The 16,625-nt window shown below is 73.7% G+C and carries 14 protein-coding genes; 7 read left to right on the top strand and 7 right to left on the bottom strand.

What is annotated here, in order from left to right; translation table 11 throughout:
* Positions 1-156: 156 nt before the first annotated feature.
* The 4 genes from C1A33_RS27720 to C1A33_RS27705 all read left to right on the top strand — a co-directional run bounded on the left by C1A33_RS27720 (position 157) and on the right by C1A33_RS27705 (position 2,790).
* A complete protein-coding gene (locus C1A33_RS27720; protein ID WP_207770541.1) occupies positions 157-1,074 on the top strand; it encodes a radical SAM protein in 918 nt (305 codons plus the stop codon).
* Positions 1,071-1,661, top strand: a complete 591-nt coding sequence (locus C1A33_RS27715; RefSeq protein WP_101834769.1) for a 3'-5' exonuclease — start codon at positions 1,071-1,073, stop codon at positions 1,659-1,661. The genes C1A33_RS27720 and C1A33_RS27715 overlap by 4 nt, the downstream gene beginning before the upstream one ends.
* The gene (gene tmk / locus C1A33_RS27710) at positions 1,639-2,277 is read left to right on the top strand and encodes a dTMP kinase (RefSeq protein ID WP_101834686.1); all 639 of its coding nucleotides are present in this window, start codon (positions 1,639-1,641) and stop codon (positions 2,275-2,277) included. The genes C1A33_RS27715 and tmk overlap by 23 nt, the downstream gene beginning before the upstream one ends.
* Positions 2,278-2,406: 129 nt before the next feature.
* On the top strand, positions 2,407-2,790 hold the full coding sequence (locus C1A33_RS27705; protein ID WP_115538026.1) for a recombinase family protein: 384 nt from the start codon (positions 2,407-2,409) through the stop codon (positions 2,788-2,790).
* Positions 2,791-2,959: 169 nt separating this feature from the next.
* On the opposite strand, the gene C1A33_RS27700 is transcribed toward C1A33_RS27705, so the two are convergent.
* Positions 2,960-3,925 (bottom strand): sigma-70 family RNA polymerase sigma factor, encoded by a 966-nt coding sequence (locus C1A33_RS27700; protein ID WP_101834684.1) that lies wholly within the window; start codon positions 3,923-3,925, stop codon positions 2,960-2,962.
* Positions 3,926-4,104: 179 nt separating this feature from the next.
* On the opposite strand from C1A33_RS27700, the gene C1A33_RS27695 reads away from it, so the two are divergent.
* On the top strand, positions 4,105-4,773 hold the full coding sequence (locus C1A33_RS27695; protein WP_101834682.1) for an NAD(P)-dependent oxidoreductase: 669 nt from the start codon (positions 4,105-4,107) through the stop codon (positions 4,771-4,773).
* A gap of 92 nt (positions 4,774-4,865) precedes the next feature.
* Here the strand turns inward: C1A33_RS27695 and C1A33_RS27690 are convergent, their stop codons facing one another.
* Positions 4,866-8,306 carry a helicase-related protein gene (locus tag C1A33_RS27690; protein ID WP_243408008.1) on the bottom strand — a complete coding sequence of 1,147 codons (3,441 nt, stop codon included), beginning with the start codon at positions 8,304-8,306 and terminating at the stop codon, positions 4,866-4,868.
* Between the two features lie 112 nt (positions 8,307-8,418).
* On the opposite strand from C1A33_RS27690, the gene C1A33_RS27685 reads away from it, so the two are divergent.
* Positions 8,419-11,166, top strand: a complete 2,748-nt coding sequence (locus C1A33_RS27685; protein WP_101834765.1) for a DEAD/DEAH box helicase — start codon at positions 8,419-8,421, stop codon at positions 11,164-11,166.
* On the opposite strand, the gene C1A33_RS35365 is transcribed toward C1A33_RS27685, so the two are convergent.
* Together C1A33_RS35365 and C1A33_RS36010 are read right to left on the bottom strand one after the other, a co-directional pair.
* Entirely contained in the window at positions 11,116-11,268 is a 153-nt protein-coding gene (locus tag C1A33_RS35365) for a hypothetical protein (protein ID WP_165818617.1), read from the bottom strand. The genes C1A33_RS27685 and C1A33_RS35365 overlap by 51 nt on opposite strands.
* A gap of 14 nt (positions 11,269-11,282) precedes the next feature.
* Positions 11,283-12,224, bottom strand: a complete 942-nt coding sequence (locus C1A33_RS36010; protein ID WP_207770540.1) for a hypothetical protein — start codon at positions 12,222-12,224, stop codon at positions 11,283-11,285.
* Positions 12,225-12,636: 412 nt separating this feature from the next.
* Here C1A33_RS36010 and C1A33_RS27670 point away from each other — a divergent pair, with 412 nt between their 5' ends.
* Entirely contained in the window at positions 12,637-13,668 is a 1,032-nt protein-coding gene (locus tag C1A33_RS27670) for a DMT family transporter (protein WP_165818615.1), read from the top strand.
* 152 nt (positions 13,669-13,820) lie between these two features.
* Here C1A33_RS27670 and C1A33_RS27665 read toward each other — a convergent pair whose 3' ends face one another.
* From C1A33_RS27665 to C1A33_RS27655, 3 genes are all read right to left on the bottom strand, one after another.
* Positions 13,821-14,951, bottom strand: a complete 1,131-nt coding sequence (locus tag C1A33_RS27665; protein ID WP_101834676.1) for an AIM24 family protein — start codon at positions 14,949-14,951, stop codon at positions 13,821-13,823.
* A 48-nt stretch (positions 14,952-14,999) separates the two neighbouring features.
* Positions 15,000-15,677: an AIM24 family protein gene (locus tag C1A33_RS27660; RefSeq protein WP_101834674.1), complete on the bottom strand. Its 678-nt coding sequence runs from the start codon at positions 15,675-15,677 to the stop codon at positions 15,000-15,002.
* Between the two features lie 10 nt (positions 15,678-15,687).
* A partial coding sequence (locus C1A33_RS27655) for an AIM24 family protein (RefSeq protein ID WP_207770539.1) occupies positions 15,688-16,625 on the bottom strand: 938 nt, incomplete at its 5' end.

Below are 16,625 nucleotides of genomic sequence, written 5' to 3'. Positions count from 1 at the left end.
CCCCGCGGACGCAGCGACTCGGACAGGAGCCGGCGCTCGCCACGTCCGACTTCACAGCGAGCTAGCCTTGCCGGCGTCCGGCGCTGGTGGCGCCACCGTGGGACACCGCAGGGCACGGTGGCTGCACGCAGAGGGCGGTCTTCGCTACCAGGCGAAGTGCTCGGGGGCCGTCCGGTAGCCCGGGAAGATCTCGTTCAGCCGGGCGAGCGCCTTGTCGTCCAGGTGGACGTCGAGCGCCCGGACAGCGTCGTCAAGGTGCTGCTGGACGCGCGGGTCCTGGTGATCACCCGCCACCAGTTGCGGGCCGAGGACTGCGAGCGCCTGAACCGGCTGGGCTCCATCAAGATGACGCTGCTTCTCACCTACTCCGGCATCGAGGACCGGCGCATCGAGCCCTACCCGTCCGAGGTCGCGGCGGCCTCGCTGCGTCTGGCAACCGCTGTCCGGCCTCGCCGCTACCGCACGATCTTCTACTGGCGCCCGCTGGTGCCCGGCCTCAACGACACGGACGAGCACCTATCCCGGGCGGCGGAGCTGTCCCGGCACGCCGACGCCACCGTCTTCACCGGCCTCTTCTACCGGGACGAGATCGCGGCCTACTACCAGGCCGCCGGCCTCCCGGAGCCGTACGCCGGCACCGCCCGGCGCAAGGTGGTGCCCGAGACGTTGGAGCGGCGGGTACTGGAAGCCCTCGCCGATCGGGCCCAGCTGTTTCGCAAGACCTCCTGCGCGGTGTCCTACGTCCACGGACTACCCGACTACAACGGGCACTACGGCGTCCGCGAGCTGTGCGACATCTGCCCGGTGGGACAGATCCGGCGGTGCAGTGAGGCCCACCAGGTCCCCACGGCCGAGCAGCTCACAGCCCTGGCCAGCTCCGTCCCGGACGGCGACGGGCTGGAGGTCCTGGACATCACCGACCGCGCCGCCGTGGTTGCCGGCCTCCCTCACGAGCAGCCGCGCTACTTCCTTCAGCACGCTCTCGCCTTCCAGATCCACGACGTGCGCCATCCTCACCTCAGCCGGCGCCACGGCCGCGCCGACATCGGATGGACGGAGCGCGCCGCCTCATGACCGACTGGACGAACCTGGACTACGCCGTCGTCGACGTCGAGGGCAACGGTCAGCAGCCGCCGGACCTGGTGGAGCTGGCGGTCGTGCCCATCACCGCCGGCATGATCGGGGAGCCGACCGCTTGGCTCCTGCGCCCGGAGCGCCCGATCACCAGCTTCGCCCGGCGCATCCACGGCATCACCAATGCGGCCGTGGCCGCCGCGCCGGTTGTGGCCGACGTAGAGAAGGAGATCCGCGCCCGCCTCGAAGAGATCGCCGTCGTGGCCCACAACGCACACGTCGACCTGGCCGTCCTGCGGCGCACGCTCCCAGGCTGGGAACCACAGGAAGTCTTCGACACGCTGAAGCTCGCCCGGCGACTGCGGCCCGAGCGCGTCAGCTACCGGCTCGGCTCGTTGGTGGAGGCATTCAACCTGGCCAACGGCCTGGACTCGCAGCTCCGGCCCCACCGCGCCACCTACGACGCCCTCGTCACGGCTCGTCTGTTTGCGTTTCCGGCGAAGAGCCCGGACGGCCGCCCCTTGTCCCTGGACGAACTCCGGGGCCTTCCGCCTGGAGGCGACGATGACTCTGCGACCCTTTTCTGATCACCGCCGGGGGCTGTTGATCAGCATCGACGGACCGAGCGGGGCGGGAAAGTCCACCCTCGTGCACCACCTCGCCCAGCTACTCGTGGCCGCCGGCGAGGACGTCCACATCACCGCCGAACCCTCAACCGGCCCCATCGGCGTGCTGGCCCGCCAGCTGACCGAGACCGTCACCGGACACGCGCTGGCCTGCCTGTACGCGGCGGACCGTTACCACCACGTCGAAACCGAAATCCGGCCGCACCTGGAGCTCGGAAAGGCCGTCATCTCCGACCGCTACGTCCCGTCGGGGCTCGTCATGCAGCGCTTCGACGGCCTGGACCCGGCCTTCCTCTGGGCGCTGAACGCCGAGGCCACCCGGCCCGACCTGTGCGTCATCCTCGAGGCCGACCCGGACATCATCGCCCGCCGCCTGGTAGAGCGGGGCGCCCACAACCGCTTCCAGCTTGCCCCGGGCTCCAGCCACGCCGAAGCCCACTTCTACCGCCAGGCCACCGAGCGCTTCGACGTCCTGCGCGTCGACTGCGGCACCCGCCCGCCGGAGCGCCTGGCCGAAGTCATCCGCGACCGCCTCACGGCCTTCTTCGCCGCGCCCGCCATCGAGACGTCGGCGTAGGCACTGCGGCCGAGTCCTCGGCCTCCCATAGACGCGGGACCGGAGGTGCCAGGCGGCGCCCCATGTGGGCGTCGAAGAGACCCTCCACCGGTCCCGCCTGCCCCAACGCACCGTGAAGGAGGGACACCCATGCCTCGAACCGTCTACGGCTACATCAGCTCCGAGCACGCCGACGAGGCCGAAATCGAACGCCTACACGACCAGCTCACCCAGCACGCCAGCGCCGAGGGCCTGACCCTGGCCGAGATCTTTGTGGACCGCCGCATGCCGCCGGGGCGGATCATTCGGCCGGGCCTCACGGTGCTGCTCGACGCCGTCATCCGGTCCGAAGCCGCCGGTGTCCTGGTGGCGGACCTCGATCACCTATCCTCCTTGCCGGCCGTCCGACGGGCGATCGAAGTACAGATTGAGATCCTTGGCGCCGAGCTGCTGACCACCACGGCGCATCCCGGCGCGGCCGGCGCCACCAGTCCACCGACCTCGCCGGCTATCCCGCTCCAGAGGCCGGCATGAACCTCCCCACGGCGGAGGCGCCCCGTCCCACTGCGGGCGTGCGCGCGGGTGTCCACCAGTTCCCATGGACGGCGAGGGGGTGTGGTGATCCGCCGCACGGCCGCACCCGCGGGACCGGTCTCGGGCGACCATCGTCGGCCGCGGACCGGGCGACCCTGCTCGCGGCGCATCACCAGACAGACGTGTTCGGGTCGAGGTGGCGCAGCCGGTCGGGGTCGGTGTGGACCTCGATGGCCGCGATCCGACCGGCGCGGACCGTGAAGCCCAGAACGGCGACGACGGGCCCGCCCGACGGGACGACGATGATGCCGGGCAGGCCGTTGACCAGCGCCACCCGCCCGTGGGGCGCCATCGGCGCGAACGTCGACACCCGCGCGCCGACAGCCTGGGCGCCCCGCATCCGGCGGGACGCGACCGGGCCGGTGTCGGCACGCAGCTCGACGTCGGGATCGAGCACCGCGAGCAGACGGTCCAGGTCCCCGTCGCGGGCCGCGGCGCGGAACGCCTCGACGAGGCGGCGCTGGGCGACGGGGTCCACCCCGCGGCCCGGCTCGTCATCCGCGCTCGACGTGCCCACGCTCGCGGGCGCCACGCTCGCGGGCGGCGGATCGCCGGCCGCGCGGGGTTCGCCGCCCGCGCCCAGCTCCAGGGCGCGCAGCCGGCGGCGGGCGCGGCTGGCCAGCTGGGTCACGGCCCCGGGCGAGCGCCCGACGATCGTCGCGACCTCGGTGAACGGCACGTCGAACAGGTCGTGCAGGACGAAGGCAAGCCGCTCGGCCGGGCTCAGCGTGCCCAGCACGGCGACCAGGGCGAGGCCGACGGCGTCGGCGAGCAGGGCCTCCTGCTCGGGATCGGCGCTGCCCAGCGGGGTCACCCGCGGCTCCGGCAGGTGGACCCCGGCCGGCTCCTCGTGGCGGGCGCGACGCGCGCGCAGCTGGTCGAGGCAGAGCCGGGCGACGACGGTCGTCAGCCAGCCCGGCAGGTTCGTCACCTCGTCGAGGTCGGTCCGGTTCAGGCGCAGCCAGGCATCCTGCACCGCGTCGTCGGCCGCGCTGAACGAGCCGAGCAGGCGGTAGGCGACCGCCCGCAGGCGCGGACGCTGTGCCTCGAACACCTCGAGCGCCGTGTCGGTCATGTTCGTCCTCCCGCTTCCGTCATACCGAATGACGACGGGCGACCGTCCGACCTGACACGGCGGACCGGTGCGACCCGGCGGCGAGCCGGACCATCCGACGGGGAGCGGGCCGGGCTGACGGACAGGACCAGGCGGATCCGGCGCGGCCGGCCTGCCTGGCCGAGGAGAGGAGCAGGCACGTGAAGCTGACGATAGTCGCGGCGACCGGTGGTATCGGCCGGCTGCTGCTTGGGCAGGCGCTCGCGGCGGGGCACGAGGTGACGGCCGTGGCCCGCCGGCCGGAGGCGGTCACACCGTCGCCCGGCCAGGTGGTCGCCGCCGACCTGGCGAGCGACGACCCGGAGGTGCTCATCCCGGCGGTGGCCGGGGCGGACGCGGTCCTGTCCGCCCTCGGTGGGCACAGTCGGCAGGACACCGACGTGGCGGCCCACGGCACGGAGACGATCCTGGCGGCGATGCGGGCGACCGGCGTGCGGCGGATCGTCGTCGTCAGCGCCGCGCCGCTGGGCACGATCGCCTCCCCGGCGCGTCCGCGCCCGCCGCGGCACGACCCCGGTGACAGCTTCGCCATGCGCCACGTCATGGGGCCGACGATCAAGGCCGTGCTCCGCGGGCACTACGCGGATCTGGCCCGCATGGAGGACTCGCTGCGCGCGAGCGGCCAGGAGTGGACGATCGTCCGCCCGCCGCGCCTGACCAACGGCCCGCTGACCGCGAGCTACCGCACGGCCCACGGGCGCAACCTGCCCCGCGGCACCTCGGTCTCCCGCGCCGACGTGGCCCACTACATGCTGCACGCCGTCGAGGACCCGGCGAGCGTCGGCGAGACGATCGGCATCGCGCGGTAGCCTCCCGCGCGGACCACCATCCGATTCCGCCCGTCAGGGGCCGGGAAGAAACCGGCACACGTGGTTTCGGCGAGATCCGTGCGGGGCTTTCGTCAGAAGGGCGCGCGTCCCTTGGCCCAGGTTCGCGCCCAGTCGCCGCGAATTCCGGTGGCGTCGAAGTCGCCGAGCTCGGCACCCGCGAACGGATTGTCGAGATAGCGGACCTCGTCATACCGCGGGCCGCGGGGGTCGACCTTCACCAGCGCCAGCCGGTAGCGCGGCGCGGCATTGCGGCCCGTCATCACCTCGTTGTGGGTGACGAAGAAGTCCCGGGCGCCGGCGACGCGGCCCTTGACCTCGATCCGGACGGTCCCGCCGCCGGCGTCGGTCGACAGGATGTCGAAGCCGACGTTGTTGGGTGGCTGCTCGACGGGTACGCGGCCGAGGTCCCGCTCGCGGGCCATCACCAGATCGACGCCACGGCGTTCGACCTCGCGGGAGCTTCGGGCGTCGAGGGAGGCCGCCGCGGGCAGCTCGGCGGCGAGGCCGGCGGCGGGCAGGACGAGGGCGGCGGCGAGCACGAGCGGCGGCCGGGTCGACATCAGGGCCTGCCGGTCGAGCCGCTCGAGGCGGGCGCGCAGCCGGCCGTCGAGGTCGACGGCCTTGCGGTGCAGGCTCTCCGCGGACTCGCGGGGCCGTTCCCCCGCTCGCTCGCGCTCCGCGGCGAGCCGGGCGTCCATGAGCAGGCGGTCCCGCTCGTCCTCCAGCCGGCGCGTCACCAGCTCGCGGGTGCGGGCGAGCTCCGCGGCCCGGTGCGGGCGGACCTCGGCGAGGTAGCCGGGCAGCTGATGGGTGATGATCCAGCTGACGGCCCGGTCCTCGGCGTCGGCGAGCCAGGGCAGCGCGCGCACGGCGGCGCGCGCCGGCCCGTCGGGAACGGCGACGCAGTCCAGGTAGGGCGCGGGCCCGGCCGGGGTGACGGTGCCGGCGCTGTCGACGTGGGCGTAGCTGAAGCGGCGGGCGACGCTGGTGCCGGTGGCGTCGGCGACCTCCTCGATCACGCCGACCAGCAGGTGCGGCTCGCGCAGCGTCGTCGAGGCCAGGACGGTGCCGTGGTTGAGCGCGCCGCCGAACTGGCGGACGGCCTCCGCGAGAACGGCGTCGTGCAGCGGGTGCCCGGGTGCGAGCAGGTCGGCGCGGACCAGCCCGTCGGGTTCGACCCTGCCGACGTCGAAGGCGACCCGGTCGTACCTGGTCGCGATCGGGCCGTGCCGGCCGGCGCGGACGGGTGGCGGGACCGATCCGATCTCGAACCGGCCCGACTCACGTCGGACGATCCGACCGCCGAGGCGGCCGAACGCGGCCCGGAAGGCGAGCTCGATGTAGTGCGGCTGCAGGCGGCGGGCGTGGGCGGCGTCCATCGCGGCGCGCAGCGCGTCGAGGTCGGCGCCGGCGGGGCTCGAGGTGGCCAGCGCCCGCTCGCGCAGCAGCTCGCGCAGGCCGTCGCCGACGTTGCGGTCGATGACCTGGTGCATCCTGGCCCGCACGTCGGCGCGTTCGCCGTACTGGATGGCCTCCATGAGCAGGTCGCGCAGCGGCGTCTCGGTGAAGGCCTCGCCGAGCACGTCGAAGACCCGCCCGCCGTAGGCCCGGCGCATCTCGTCGACCTTCGCCAGCAGCCGGGTGAACACCTCGCCCTCGCGGGTGTTGGTCGCCAGCAGGTTCCACAGCCGGCACACCTCGTGCTGGCCGATGCGGTGGATGCGGCCGAAGCGCTGCTCGATGCGGTTCGGGTTCCACGGCAGGTCGTAGTTGACCATCAGATGCGCGGCCTGCAGGTTCAGACCCTCACCGGCGGCGTCGGTGGCGACGAGGATCTGGCAGTCGGGGTTCTTGGTGAACTCCTCGGTGATCTGGCGGCGCTCCGCGCGGCGTACCCCGCCGTGGATCGCGCGGACCGCGCCAGGCCGGCCCAGCACCGCGCCGATGCGGGCCGTCAGATAGTCGAGGGTGTCGCGATGCTCGGTGAAAATGATCAGCTTGCGGGGCCGGCCGTGGGCGTCGGGTGCGAGGACGTGGCCGCGCAGGATCTGGCTCAGCTCCGTCCACTTGCGGTCGGTGCCGCTCTCCCGCAACCGCCCGGCGGCCTCGATCAGCACGCCGAGCTCGGTGAGCTCGGCTCCGAGCTCCTCGACCGTCTCGGCGGCGGTGGCCGCGTCGAGCAGCCCGTCCTCCAGCCGCTCGGTCTCCTCGGCGCTGTACTCACCGCCGTCCAGGGCGTCGAGGTCGACGGTGAGCTCCCGCTCGGCGTACCGGCCCGCGAGGATGTCTCGGCGGCGGCGTTCGAGGCGCTCCGCGCGGCGGACGAGGGAGCGGTGGATCGCGTCCGGGCTGGACGCCAGCCGGCGCTGCAGCACCGTGAGCGCGAAGCCGACGGTGGTCCGCCGGGTGCCGCCGATCCGCTCCGCCCGGTTCATGCCCTCCCGGACGTAGGCGGTGACCTGCTCGTACAGGTCGTATTCGAGCGCGGTCAGCTCGTACGGGACGGTCTCGGCGATCCGTTCGGGGAACAGCGCGCGCCCGTCGAACGTGCGCAGATCCTCCTTGACCATGCGGCGCATGATTCCGGACGTGTCGGCCGCCCGGCGCCCGCGGCCCTCGAAACGGTCCCGGTCGAGCAGGGTCAGAAAGAGCTGGAAATCCTCCTCCTTGCCCGAATGCGGGGTGGCGGTCATCAGCAGCAGATGCCGGGTGATGTCGCCGAGGAGCTCACCGAGCTGGAAACGCTTCGTCTTCGTCAGCTTGCCGCCGAAGTAGTGCGCACCCATCCGATGGGCCTCGTCGACGACGACCAGATCCCATTCCGACTCCCTGAGCTGGGCTTTCAACGGCTCGCTGCGGGCGAGCTGATCCATCCGCGCGATCAGCAGCGGGTGGCGCGTGAAGACGTTGACGTGGGCGTCGGCGTCCACCAGCTGCGTCGTCAGCAGGTCGAAACGCAGGCCGAACCGCAGGAACAGCTCGTCCTGCCACTGCTCCACCAGTCCGCCCGGAGTGACGACCAGGCAGCGCGTGACATCCTCGCGCAGGATCAGTTCCTTGACATACAGGCCAGCCATGATCGTCTTACCCGCGCCGGGGTCGTCGGCAAGCAGATATCGCAGCGGCGTACGCGGCAGCAGTTCGCCGTACACGGCGCGGATCTGGTGCGGCAACGGCTGCACGTCACTGGTGGCCACCGCCAGCATCGGGTCGAACAGGCCCGCCAGGGTGATGCGCTGCGCCTCGGCGGCCAGCTTGAAATCCGGCGCGCTCGCGTCGAAGGCGCGCCCGCCCACCCGGGCGACGGACAGTCCCGCCTCGTCCCGGCGGAAGACCACCTGCTGGCCGAGAGCACCGTCGGAACGCTTGTAGGTGAGCTCCAACGCGCTGGCCCCGTGCCACTGCGCGTAGATCACCGTGACCACCTCGGCGGGAATCAGCCCGTCGACGCGCAGCCCCGGCTTGAGCTCCTCCAGCAGCACGAAGTCCTCCCCGATCGGCGAAACGTCCACGCTATCGGAAACGGCCGACCGCACCCCTCCAGCCCGCCATCGAAGCCGCAAAGACCTCGGCCGGCCGGAAAAGATAGTGTTCGCCGCGACGAGCCGGGGGCGTACGGACCAGATGAACAGAACGGAAAGACACCAGCTCGCCCAGACCATCGCGCGGGTCGGCGGCTGGGCGGAGCAGGCGAGCGCCCTGCTGGCCCGGCGCGCGCGCATCACCGAGCAGGTGTCGGCCGCCGCTGGCGAGCTGCGCCGCGCCGTCGTCGAGGTCCCGCGGGACGGCACACCGGCCTGGCAGGTGCTGCCGCTGCGCGGCGAGGACGACGCCCGGCTGGGCGCCCTCGCGCGGGCGGCCCGCGTCCCCGACCTCACCGACCGGGCCGCGCACTACCTGGACCAGCTGACCGGGGAGATCCCCGACGCCGTCCACCGGGCCCGCGCCGTGCTCGGCGCGCGCCGGCTCGTCTCCGGCCGGGCGCGACGCGACGCGGGCGAGCAGGCCGCCGCGTTCCTCGACCAGTACGAGGCCTGGGGCATCGAGCACGGACTGGCGGCCATCCTCGCCGAGCTGACGCCGGACCAGGACGGCACGCGGGGCATCGGTGGCGCGGACGCCCTCGCCGACGACGTCGGCCTCGCCCGGCACCTCGCCCTCGCCGTGGCGCCGGGTCAGCGCGCCAGGCTCGTCGACGGCATCGAGGTGGCCGGGCTGGCCCGGGCGAACGCCGTGATCGCGCGGGCCCTCGGCGACGAGGCCGGCTACCGGGCCGCCGCCGCCCGGGCCGGCGAGCGGATCCGGCGGGCCGAGACGCGCCGCGTGCTCACCGCGATGCCCGTCGCCCGGCTGCGCGAGGCGACCCGCGACCGGCTGAGCATCACCCCGCTGACCGAGGCGGGCATCACCGTCGTCCAGCAGGTGATCGAGCATGGCGCCCGGCTGGAGCACGTCCCGGGCATCGGTCCGACGCTGGCGACGCGGCTGCGCGGCGCGGCCCAGACACTGTGGCAGACGACCTACGACGAGATGCCCGTCCGCATCGACATCCGCCACCGCACCGAGGCGACCACCGAGCTCCTGCGCCGGCTCGGCGCCTGGGACGCGACCCGCCGGCTGCGGGGCGCCACCTGGGACCTGGACCGCGCCCGGGAACTCACCGGACTCGCGGACGCCCTCGAACGCCACCCCGCCCAGCTGGTCGTGTTCCCGGTCGCGCACCTGAGCGCGGCGGACCTCCTCGCCGGCGTACACGCCGTCCTGGCCCGCGCCGCCACCGTCGCCCCGACCAGCACCGCCCCGACCAGCACCGCCCCGACCAGCACCGCGCCCTCCGCCGACCCGTGGGACGACTTCCTGCACCGGCCCGCGGACTACTTCGGCATGCTCGCCGAGCTCGGCTTCGCACCCGAGGACGAGGCGCGGACGCACGGCGACCTGCCCGAGGAGATCGTCGAGGCCGTCCGTGCCCTGTCCCTCAACACCGAGCACCTCACCGTCGGCACGCTGCGCGGCTACCAGAGCTTCGGCGCCCGGTTCGCGCTGGTCCAGCGCCGGGTCATCCTCGGTGACGAGATGGGGCTGGGCAAGACCGTCGAAGCCCTCGCCGTGCTCGCCCACCTGCGCTCCCAGGGCCACCATCACGGCCTGGTCGTCTGCCCCGCCGCGGTGGTCACCAACTGGGTCCGGGAGATCGCCGCGAAGTCGACGCTGCGTCCCCACCGGCTGCACGGCCCGGGCCGGTCCTCCGCGGTCGGCGACTGGCGGCGCGGCGGCGGGGTCGCCGTCACCACCTACGAGACGCTCGGCTGGCTCTCCCCCCATCTCGACGGCGTGGAGCTCGGCTGTGTGGTCGTCGACGAGGCGCACTACATCAAGAACCCGCAGACGAAGCGGTCTGGCGCGGCGGCCGCCGTCCTCGACCGGGCCGAGCGGGCGCTGCTGCTCACCGGCACCCCGCTGGAGAACCGGCTCGACGACTTCGCCGCGCTCGTCCGCTACGTGCAGCCCGGACTCGTCGTCGACACCAGTGGCCTGTCCCCCCGGCTGTTCCGCCGCCAGGTCGCACCGGCCTACCTGCGACGCAACCAGGAGGACGTACTCACCGAGCTGCCCGAGCTCGTCGAGGTCGACGAGGTGCTGCCGATGTCGGGCGCGGACCGGGCCGCCTACCGGGCCGCGGTCGACGCCGGCGCGTTCATGGCCATGCGGCAGGCCGCGATGACGGCCGGGGAGCACTCGCAGAAGGTCGCCCGGCTGGTCGAGATCGTCGCCGAGGCCGAGGCCAACGGTCGGCGGGTGCTCGTCTTCTCCCACTTCCGTGGCGTGCTCGACCTGGTGGCACGCGTGCTGCCGGGGCCGGTGTTCGGCCCGCTCACCGGTTCCGTGCCGGCGGCGCGGCGCCAGCAGGTCGTGGACGAGTTCGCCGCGGCCGGGCACGGCGCCGTGCTGGTCGCGCAGATCGTCGCCGGCGGGGTCGGGCTCAACATCCAGGCCGCGTCCGTCGTCATCCTGTGCGAACCGCAGCTCAAGCCGACCATCGAGTGGCAGGCGATCGCCCGGGCGCACCGGATGGGCCAGGTCGAGTCCGTCCAGGTGCACCGGCTGCTGTCCGACCAGGGCGTCGACCAGCGGATCGGCGAGATCCTGGCGCGCAAGCGGGCCCTGTTCGACGACTTCGCGCGGGAGAGCGCCACCGCGTCGAGCGCCCCCGAGGCGTTCGACGTCTCCGAGGCCGACCTCGCCCGCGAGATCGTCGCCGCCGAACGCGAGCGCCTGTTCAGTGCGGCGAACGGCCCCGACGGCCCGGGCCGCCCGGCGTCAGGCGTCGGCGTAGAGGTCGGCCGCGCCGACGAGGAGGACGTCCCGTGACGCGGCGGCGGCCGCGGTCAGCTGGTCGCTGAAGCCGGCGCCGCTGAAGCACACCAGCCGGGCGGTGGCCGCGCCGCGCTCCCGCGGGGCGGCGCGATGCACCGCCCCGCGGGGATTCAGCTCCCGTCGTTGCCGGTGACCGGTGCGGCCGGCGGGCCGGCCTGACGCCAACGCGGCGCGAGGGTCGGCCGCGGGCAGACCGGCCGCCGGGTACGGGCCGAGCGCGGGATGAAGGCCGCCCCTGGCACGGCGGGCAGCGCCCCCGGCTGGCGCGGGATCCACCCGCTCGGCGGCAGCCCGTGCGACCGGGAGGGACGCGGCACCGGCGCGGGCAGTGGCCCCCGAGGACGCGGCAGCCGAGGCTGCGCCGGCCCGCCCACCTGCCCCGGCTGGGCTGGGACCGGCTGGACTGCCTGGACCGGCTGGACCGGCTGGACCGGCTGGACCGGCGGCAGGGACTGGACCAGTGGCATCGGCTGGGGGGCGGCCGCGGCCGGCTGTGCGCGGGTCGCCGGCCGGGACAGGGGCACGGTCGGAGCGCTCTCGGCCGTCACGCCCTTCTCGTCGTGCTCCACGATCCGCGCACCCGCCGCGTCGCCGGCCGCGCAGGGACCGTCGGCGGCCGGGCCGGGCGACGTCGGTGCGCTGACGGCCGTGGCACGCGGCAGCGCCGGGCCGCCCGCCACTGCCGGCGCGTCGGCGTGGGCGGCCGGGTGATCGTGACTCGTGAAGCCGGGCTGCATCACGATGCCTGGCTGGGTCTCGGCGCTGGCCTGGCGGTCGGCGTCGGCGTCGGCCTGGTCGTGGGCGTCGGCGTGGGTGTCAGCGTGGGCGTGGGCGTGGGCGTCGGAGCGGATGGTGATGGTGGTGATCGAGGCGTGCGGCGTGTCGTGGGTCGTGGGCTCGAGATCGGGATCGGCCGTGTGCCCCGCGGCCGTCCCTTCGGATGGATCACGGTCGTCCGGGGCCCGGTACGGACCGGCCCGGCGGCGCGAGCGCGCCTCGACCACCGCGAGGGCGATCAGGAGTCCCAGCAGAATCGTTGCCGGCGTCAGCATCGCCGTCCTTCCCCCCGCGCAGGTCACCGTGGACCCGCCCCCGCCGGCTCGAAAGGAGGGCGCTGTGGTCCGAACGGTCCCGCGTCGTCGGAATCACGCGGGCAAGTGCCAAGCTACGGATCAACCGCCCGTCCAGAGCCCGAAGTAGTCACACGCTCCTAGCTAGCCGGATCGGGCGATGTAGGTGCCAACGGGTGGCCCGAGACACCCCCGCGGGTCTGGCGGCGCCGGTACCTTCCGCGCCATCGTGTGCGACATGCCTGGTACGGACGAATCACCGCCGGCGCCCGCGACCGCCGCCGCGACGCGATCCTCCGACGAACCCATCCCGCCGCGGGACGAGCCGCCGCAGGACGAGCCGCCGCCGGTAGGCGCCGGCCGCGGCGGCGCCCCCTGAGCGACCGTCCCGACCGTGTCGTCGTTCATCCCGCTCGCCCTGCTCGCCTCCTTCTTGCTGGCGTCCTCGGCGGCGCTGCAGCAGCGGGCCGCCGCCCGCAGCCGCTTCGCCGAACGCGACGATCACCATGTCGCGGTGCCCGGCCCGGGCCACCTGCTCGACCTCGCCCGGGAACCGCTGTGGCTGCTGGGATGGCTGGTGAACGCCGCCGGTTTCGTCCTGCAGGCGCTGGCGCTGCACGCCGGTTCACTCGCCGAGGTGCAGCCGCTCATGGTCACCCAGCTGGTGTTCGCCCTGCCGCTGGGGCTCGTTCGGACCAGGCTGCGGATGGCCCGGGCGGCCTGGTGCGCGGTCCTGGCGATCTGCGCCGGACTCGCGCTGCTGCTCAGTGTCCAGGCCCGCCTGCCCGCACAGGCGCCACTGAACGAGCATCGACTGCCACTGGCGGTGGCGGTGATCGTGGTGCTGGCGGCGCTGCTCGTGGGCTCGTCGTTCGGCCGCCGGCCCCCGGTGCGGGCGGCGCAGTTCGGCACGGCGGCCGGTCTGTTCGTCGCGCTGAGCGCGCTGCTGCTCAAACAGACAACTGATGTGACCCTCGCGAACGGGTTCCACGCAACAGTCGCGCAGTGGTTTCCGTATGCCCTGTGCGGGGTCACACTGACGAGCCTGTGCCTGGGCCAGATGGCCTACGCGGTGGGTCCGCTCGCCGCTGTCGTCACCGCGATGACCATTACCAACCCGACCGCCGCCTACCTGCTGGGTGTCCTCGTGTTCGGCGTGCCCTGGCCAAGCGACCCGGGCGGGGCGCTCGGCCTCGCCGTCGCGGCGACGCTGGTCGTCGGCGGCGTCATCCTGCTCTCCCGGGCCAGCGCCGTCCCGCGCCCCCGCCGCGCGGACACCCGCCAGAACCTCGACCTGACGCGTTCTCCGGACAGCCGACCGACCCGCTCCGGGCCGACAGCCGGCAGGTTCGCGAACCCGTTCGGTGTCGCCAGGAACGTCATCAACCGCGCACGCCCGGCCGACGCGCTACCGAAAAGGCGATGACGGCGGGCTGGAGCAACGTTCTGGCCGCGCCACGGAGGCATGTGTCGCGACCAGGGGGACGAACCAGACACGCCACGCCGAGCTCGCGACACGGCGCCGCTGTCCCCCGCACGCGCTTCCCCACCCGTGGGAAGTCCGCCTCGGACGTCGGTTCAGCGGTTGCCGAACAGGCCGCCGAGGCCGCCGCCGAGGTTGCCGAAGCCGCCGCCCTGCTGCTGGCCGCCGTGCCCGCCGAGCTGGTTGCCGCCGAAACCCTGGTCGCCGAAGCCGAAATGGCCGGCCGGGCCGGCGCCGGCCAGCGCGTTGTACGGCGGTAGCAGCTCGCAGGGCTGCACGATCACGTAGCCGTCGCCGGAGAACTGCATCTGCCAGCTCTCCCCGGTGTTGCCGCGCGGGCGCCACACCGACGACGACGTCACCGCCGCCTGCATCGACACCTGCAGGCTCGACGACCAGCCGACGACCGCGTCCGCGTCGGCGAAGTAGTAGTTCTGGTGGGTCACCCGCATGACCAGCGGCGCGCCGGAGGTGCATACCGCGACGCGGCCGGTGCCGCGCAGCTCGACCTGGTAGGAGCCGACGCCGGCGATGCCGACCTGGCTGTCGACGCGGACCAGGTCCCAGTTCAGGTCGGAGTTGAACGCCAGCACGTTCTTGCCGTCGACGGTCAGCCCGTCGTAGCCGTCGAGGTCGAGCAGGTGGATGTCCTGCGCCTGGTTGGCGAGGAAGACCGTGCCGGAACCGGAGACCTGCATGAGGTTGAGGCCCTCGCCGCCGCTGAAGAAGCTGCGGAACTGGCTGCCCCAGCCCTCCCAGTGGCCGTCGAAGTTGACGCCGCCCTGGTAGGCGACCATCGCGCCCTTGCGGGCGTAGAACTCGCGCATCCCGCGGCCGAGCGCCGCCCGCAGCATCTTGCCGTTCTGCAGGCTGAACGGCTCCTCGGAGGGGCGCTCGGGGTTGTCCAGCAGGCTGCTGCGGATCCCGCCGGCCGGCCCGCCGGCCCCGGGAGCGCCCGGAGCCCCCGGCGGCACACCCGGGCCACCCGGATAGCCGCCGCCGGGCGGGGGCGGCGGATAGCCGGGCGCGGCGCCCGGGTAGCCCGGCGCGCCGCCGGGAGCCGGCGGGTATCCACCGCCCGGATATCCACCGGGCGCGGGTGGGTAGCCGCCGCCAGGACCACCCGGGTAGCCGGGCCCGGGCGGCGGGTAGCCGGGGCCGCCCGGACCACCGGGGTAGCCGCCGCCGGGACCACCCGGATGTCCGTACGCTCCGCCGTGCGTCATGGCCACATCCTCCCCGACTCCCCCGGACCGTCGTTCGTCATCGTCGGCTCAGCCCCGCAGCGACAGGTTGGGGCGCTCGTCCTCGCTCGGCTGGACGACGACGAAACCCTGCCCGGAGAACCCGAGCTGGAACGCCTCGCCGGAGCCACGGCCGATCAGCCCGCCCAGGCGGGCCGTGCGCCGCGGCTCGACCCGCAGCCCGTCGGTGTAGGCGACGAGCGCGTCGGTGTCGACGTACGTCGGCGCCTCGCGGGTGTCGAGCACGATCGGACTGCCCTTCGCCGTGAGCGCCACCCAGCCGTGACCGCGCAGCACCACGTTGAACATCCCCATCCCGGACAGCATCGTCACTCCGCGCACCCGCTCGATCTTCCAGTCGAGCTGGGCGTCGAAGGCCAGGATGTTCTTGCCGTTGACGGACAGGCCCTCGCCGGCGAGCTGCGCGACGATGACCTCCTTGCCGTAGTCGGCGAGGTAGAGCAGGCCCTGGCCGGTGGCGGTCATGAGCGGCACGCCCTCGCCGGTGGCCCAGGAGGAGGCCATCCGACCCAGCTGCGGCGGCTGCGGGTTGAAGTCGATCAGGCCCTCGTAGGCGATCATGGAGCCGGTCCGGGCGAACAGGTCCTGCCCGGGGTTCATGACCACTTTGACGATCTTGGAGCCGTGCCTGCTCATCCGCTCCATGACGGGCGTCGGCCCGTAGTGCTGGATCAGGCTGCCCTGCACGCGATCCTCCTCAGACCTCGTAGGGCTGGACGACGACGAAGTGGCCGGCGAACCCCATGAACTGCAGCGCCAGCGCCTCGCCGCTGCTGCCGGCGTAGATCTGCCGGGAGATCCGCACCTGGGTGGACACGCTGACCCGCATCCCCGTCGTCCAGGCGACCAGCGCGTTCATGTCCGCGAACGTCGGTCCCTGCACGGGCAGCGTCATCGGCGAGCCCTTGGTCATCACGACCACCGAGCCCGGCCCGGACACCTCGAAGTGGAACAGCCCGCCGCCGGGGATGCCGGGGCTCTCGATGCGCCGGACCTCGGTGCGCACGGTGGCGTCCATCGCCAGCAGGTTGTTCGCGTTGATGCAGATCGACGAGTTCCCGAGCTCCACGATGTGCAGGTCCGAGGCGTCGTGGGCGAGGAACACCTCGCCGGAACCCTTGCAGGTCATGAGCTTGACGCTCTGGCCGGTCAGCTTGCCCTCGATGAGGCCGCGCAGCCCGGAGCCCTTGTAGTCGAACTCGACGTTGCCCTGGTAGGCGACCATCGACCCGCGCAGGGCCAGGGCGTCCTCACCGAGGGTGACCTTCACCAGCTTGCCGTTCTGCTGCGTCCAGCGGCCGGCCGTGGCCACCTCGCGATACGGGGCGAGGCTGTTCATCGCCCCCGGCGCAGTGGGCTGGACCTGCGACGGCAGCGGTTCGGGGCCGCCGAAGGCCGCCGCCGGCATGCCCGCGCCGGGCGGAGCCCCCCGTCCCGGATGACCGCCGCCCGGACCCATGCCCGGGGCCCCGGCGTAGGCGGGCTGGCCCGCGGGCGGGCCGCCGTAACCGGGCGCCGGTTGCCCCGCGGCGGGAGCTCCATAGCCCGGGGCCGGCTGACCCGCGCCGGGCGCGCCGTAGCCGGGGGCCGGCTGACCGGCGCCGTAGCCCGGGGCGGGGGCGCCCCCGGCTACGG

Source organism: Frankia canadensis (assembly GCF_900197875.1).
Lineage (GTDB): Bacteria > Actinomycetota > Actinomycetes > Frankiales > Frankiaceae > Frankia > Frankia canadensis.
The sequence above is the reverse complement of the archived record's forward strand: the minus strand, read 5'-3'. Positions and strand labels throughout refer to the sequence as shown.

What these genes read in the sequence shown, in the direction of transcription:
- tmk (WP_101834686.1), top strand. Translation starts at nt 1,639, where the DNA reads ATGACTCTGCGACCCTTTTCTGATCACCGCCGGGGGCTGTTGATCAGC.
- C1A33_RS27685 (WP_101834765.1), top strand. Translation starts at nt 8,419, where the DNA reads ATGAACAGAACGGAAAGACACCAGCTCGCCCAGACCATCGCGCGGGTC.
- C1A33_RS36010 (WP_207770540.1), bottom strand. Translation starts at nt 12,224, where the DNA reads ATGCTGACGCCGGCAACGATTCTGCTGGGACTCCTGATCGCCCTCGCG.
- C1A33_RS27705 (WP_115538026.1), top strand. Translation starts at nt 2,407, where the DNA reads ATGCCTCGAACCGTCTACGGCTACATCAGCTCCGAGCACGCCGACGAG.
- C1A33_RS27700 (WP_101834684.1), bottom strand. Translation starts at nt 3,925, where the DNA reads ATGACCGACACGGCGCTCGAGGTGTTCGAGGCACAGCGTCCGCGCCTG.
- C1A33_RS27665 (WP_101834676.1), bottom strand. Translation starts at nt 14,951, where the DNA reads ATGACGCACGGCGGAGCGTACGGACATCCGGGTGGTCCCGGCGGCGGC.
- C1A33_RS27715 (WP_101834769.1), top strand. Translation starts at nt 1,071, where the DNA reads ATGACCGACTGGACGAACCTGGACTACGCCGTCGTCGACGTCGAGGGC.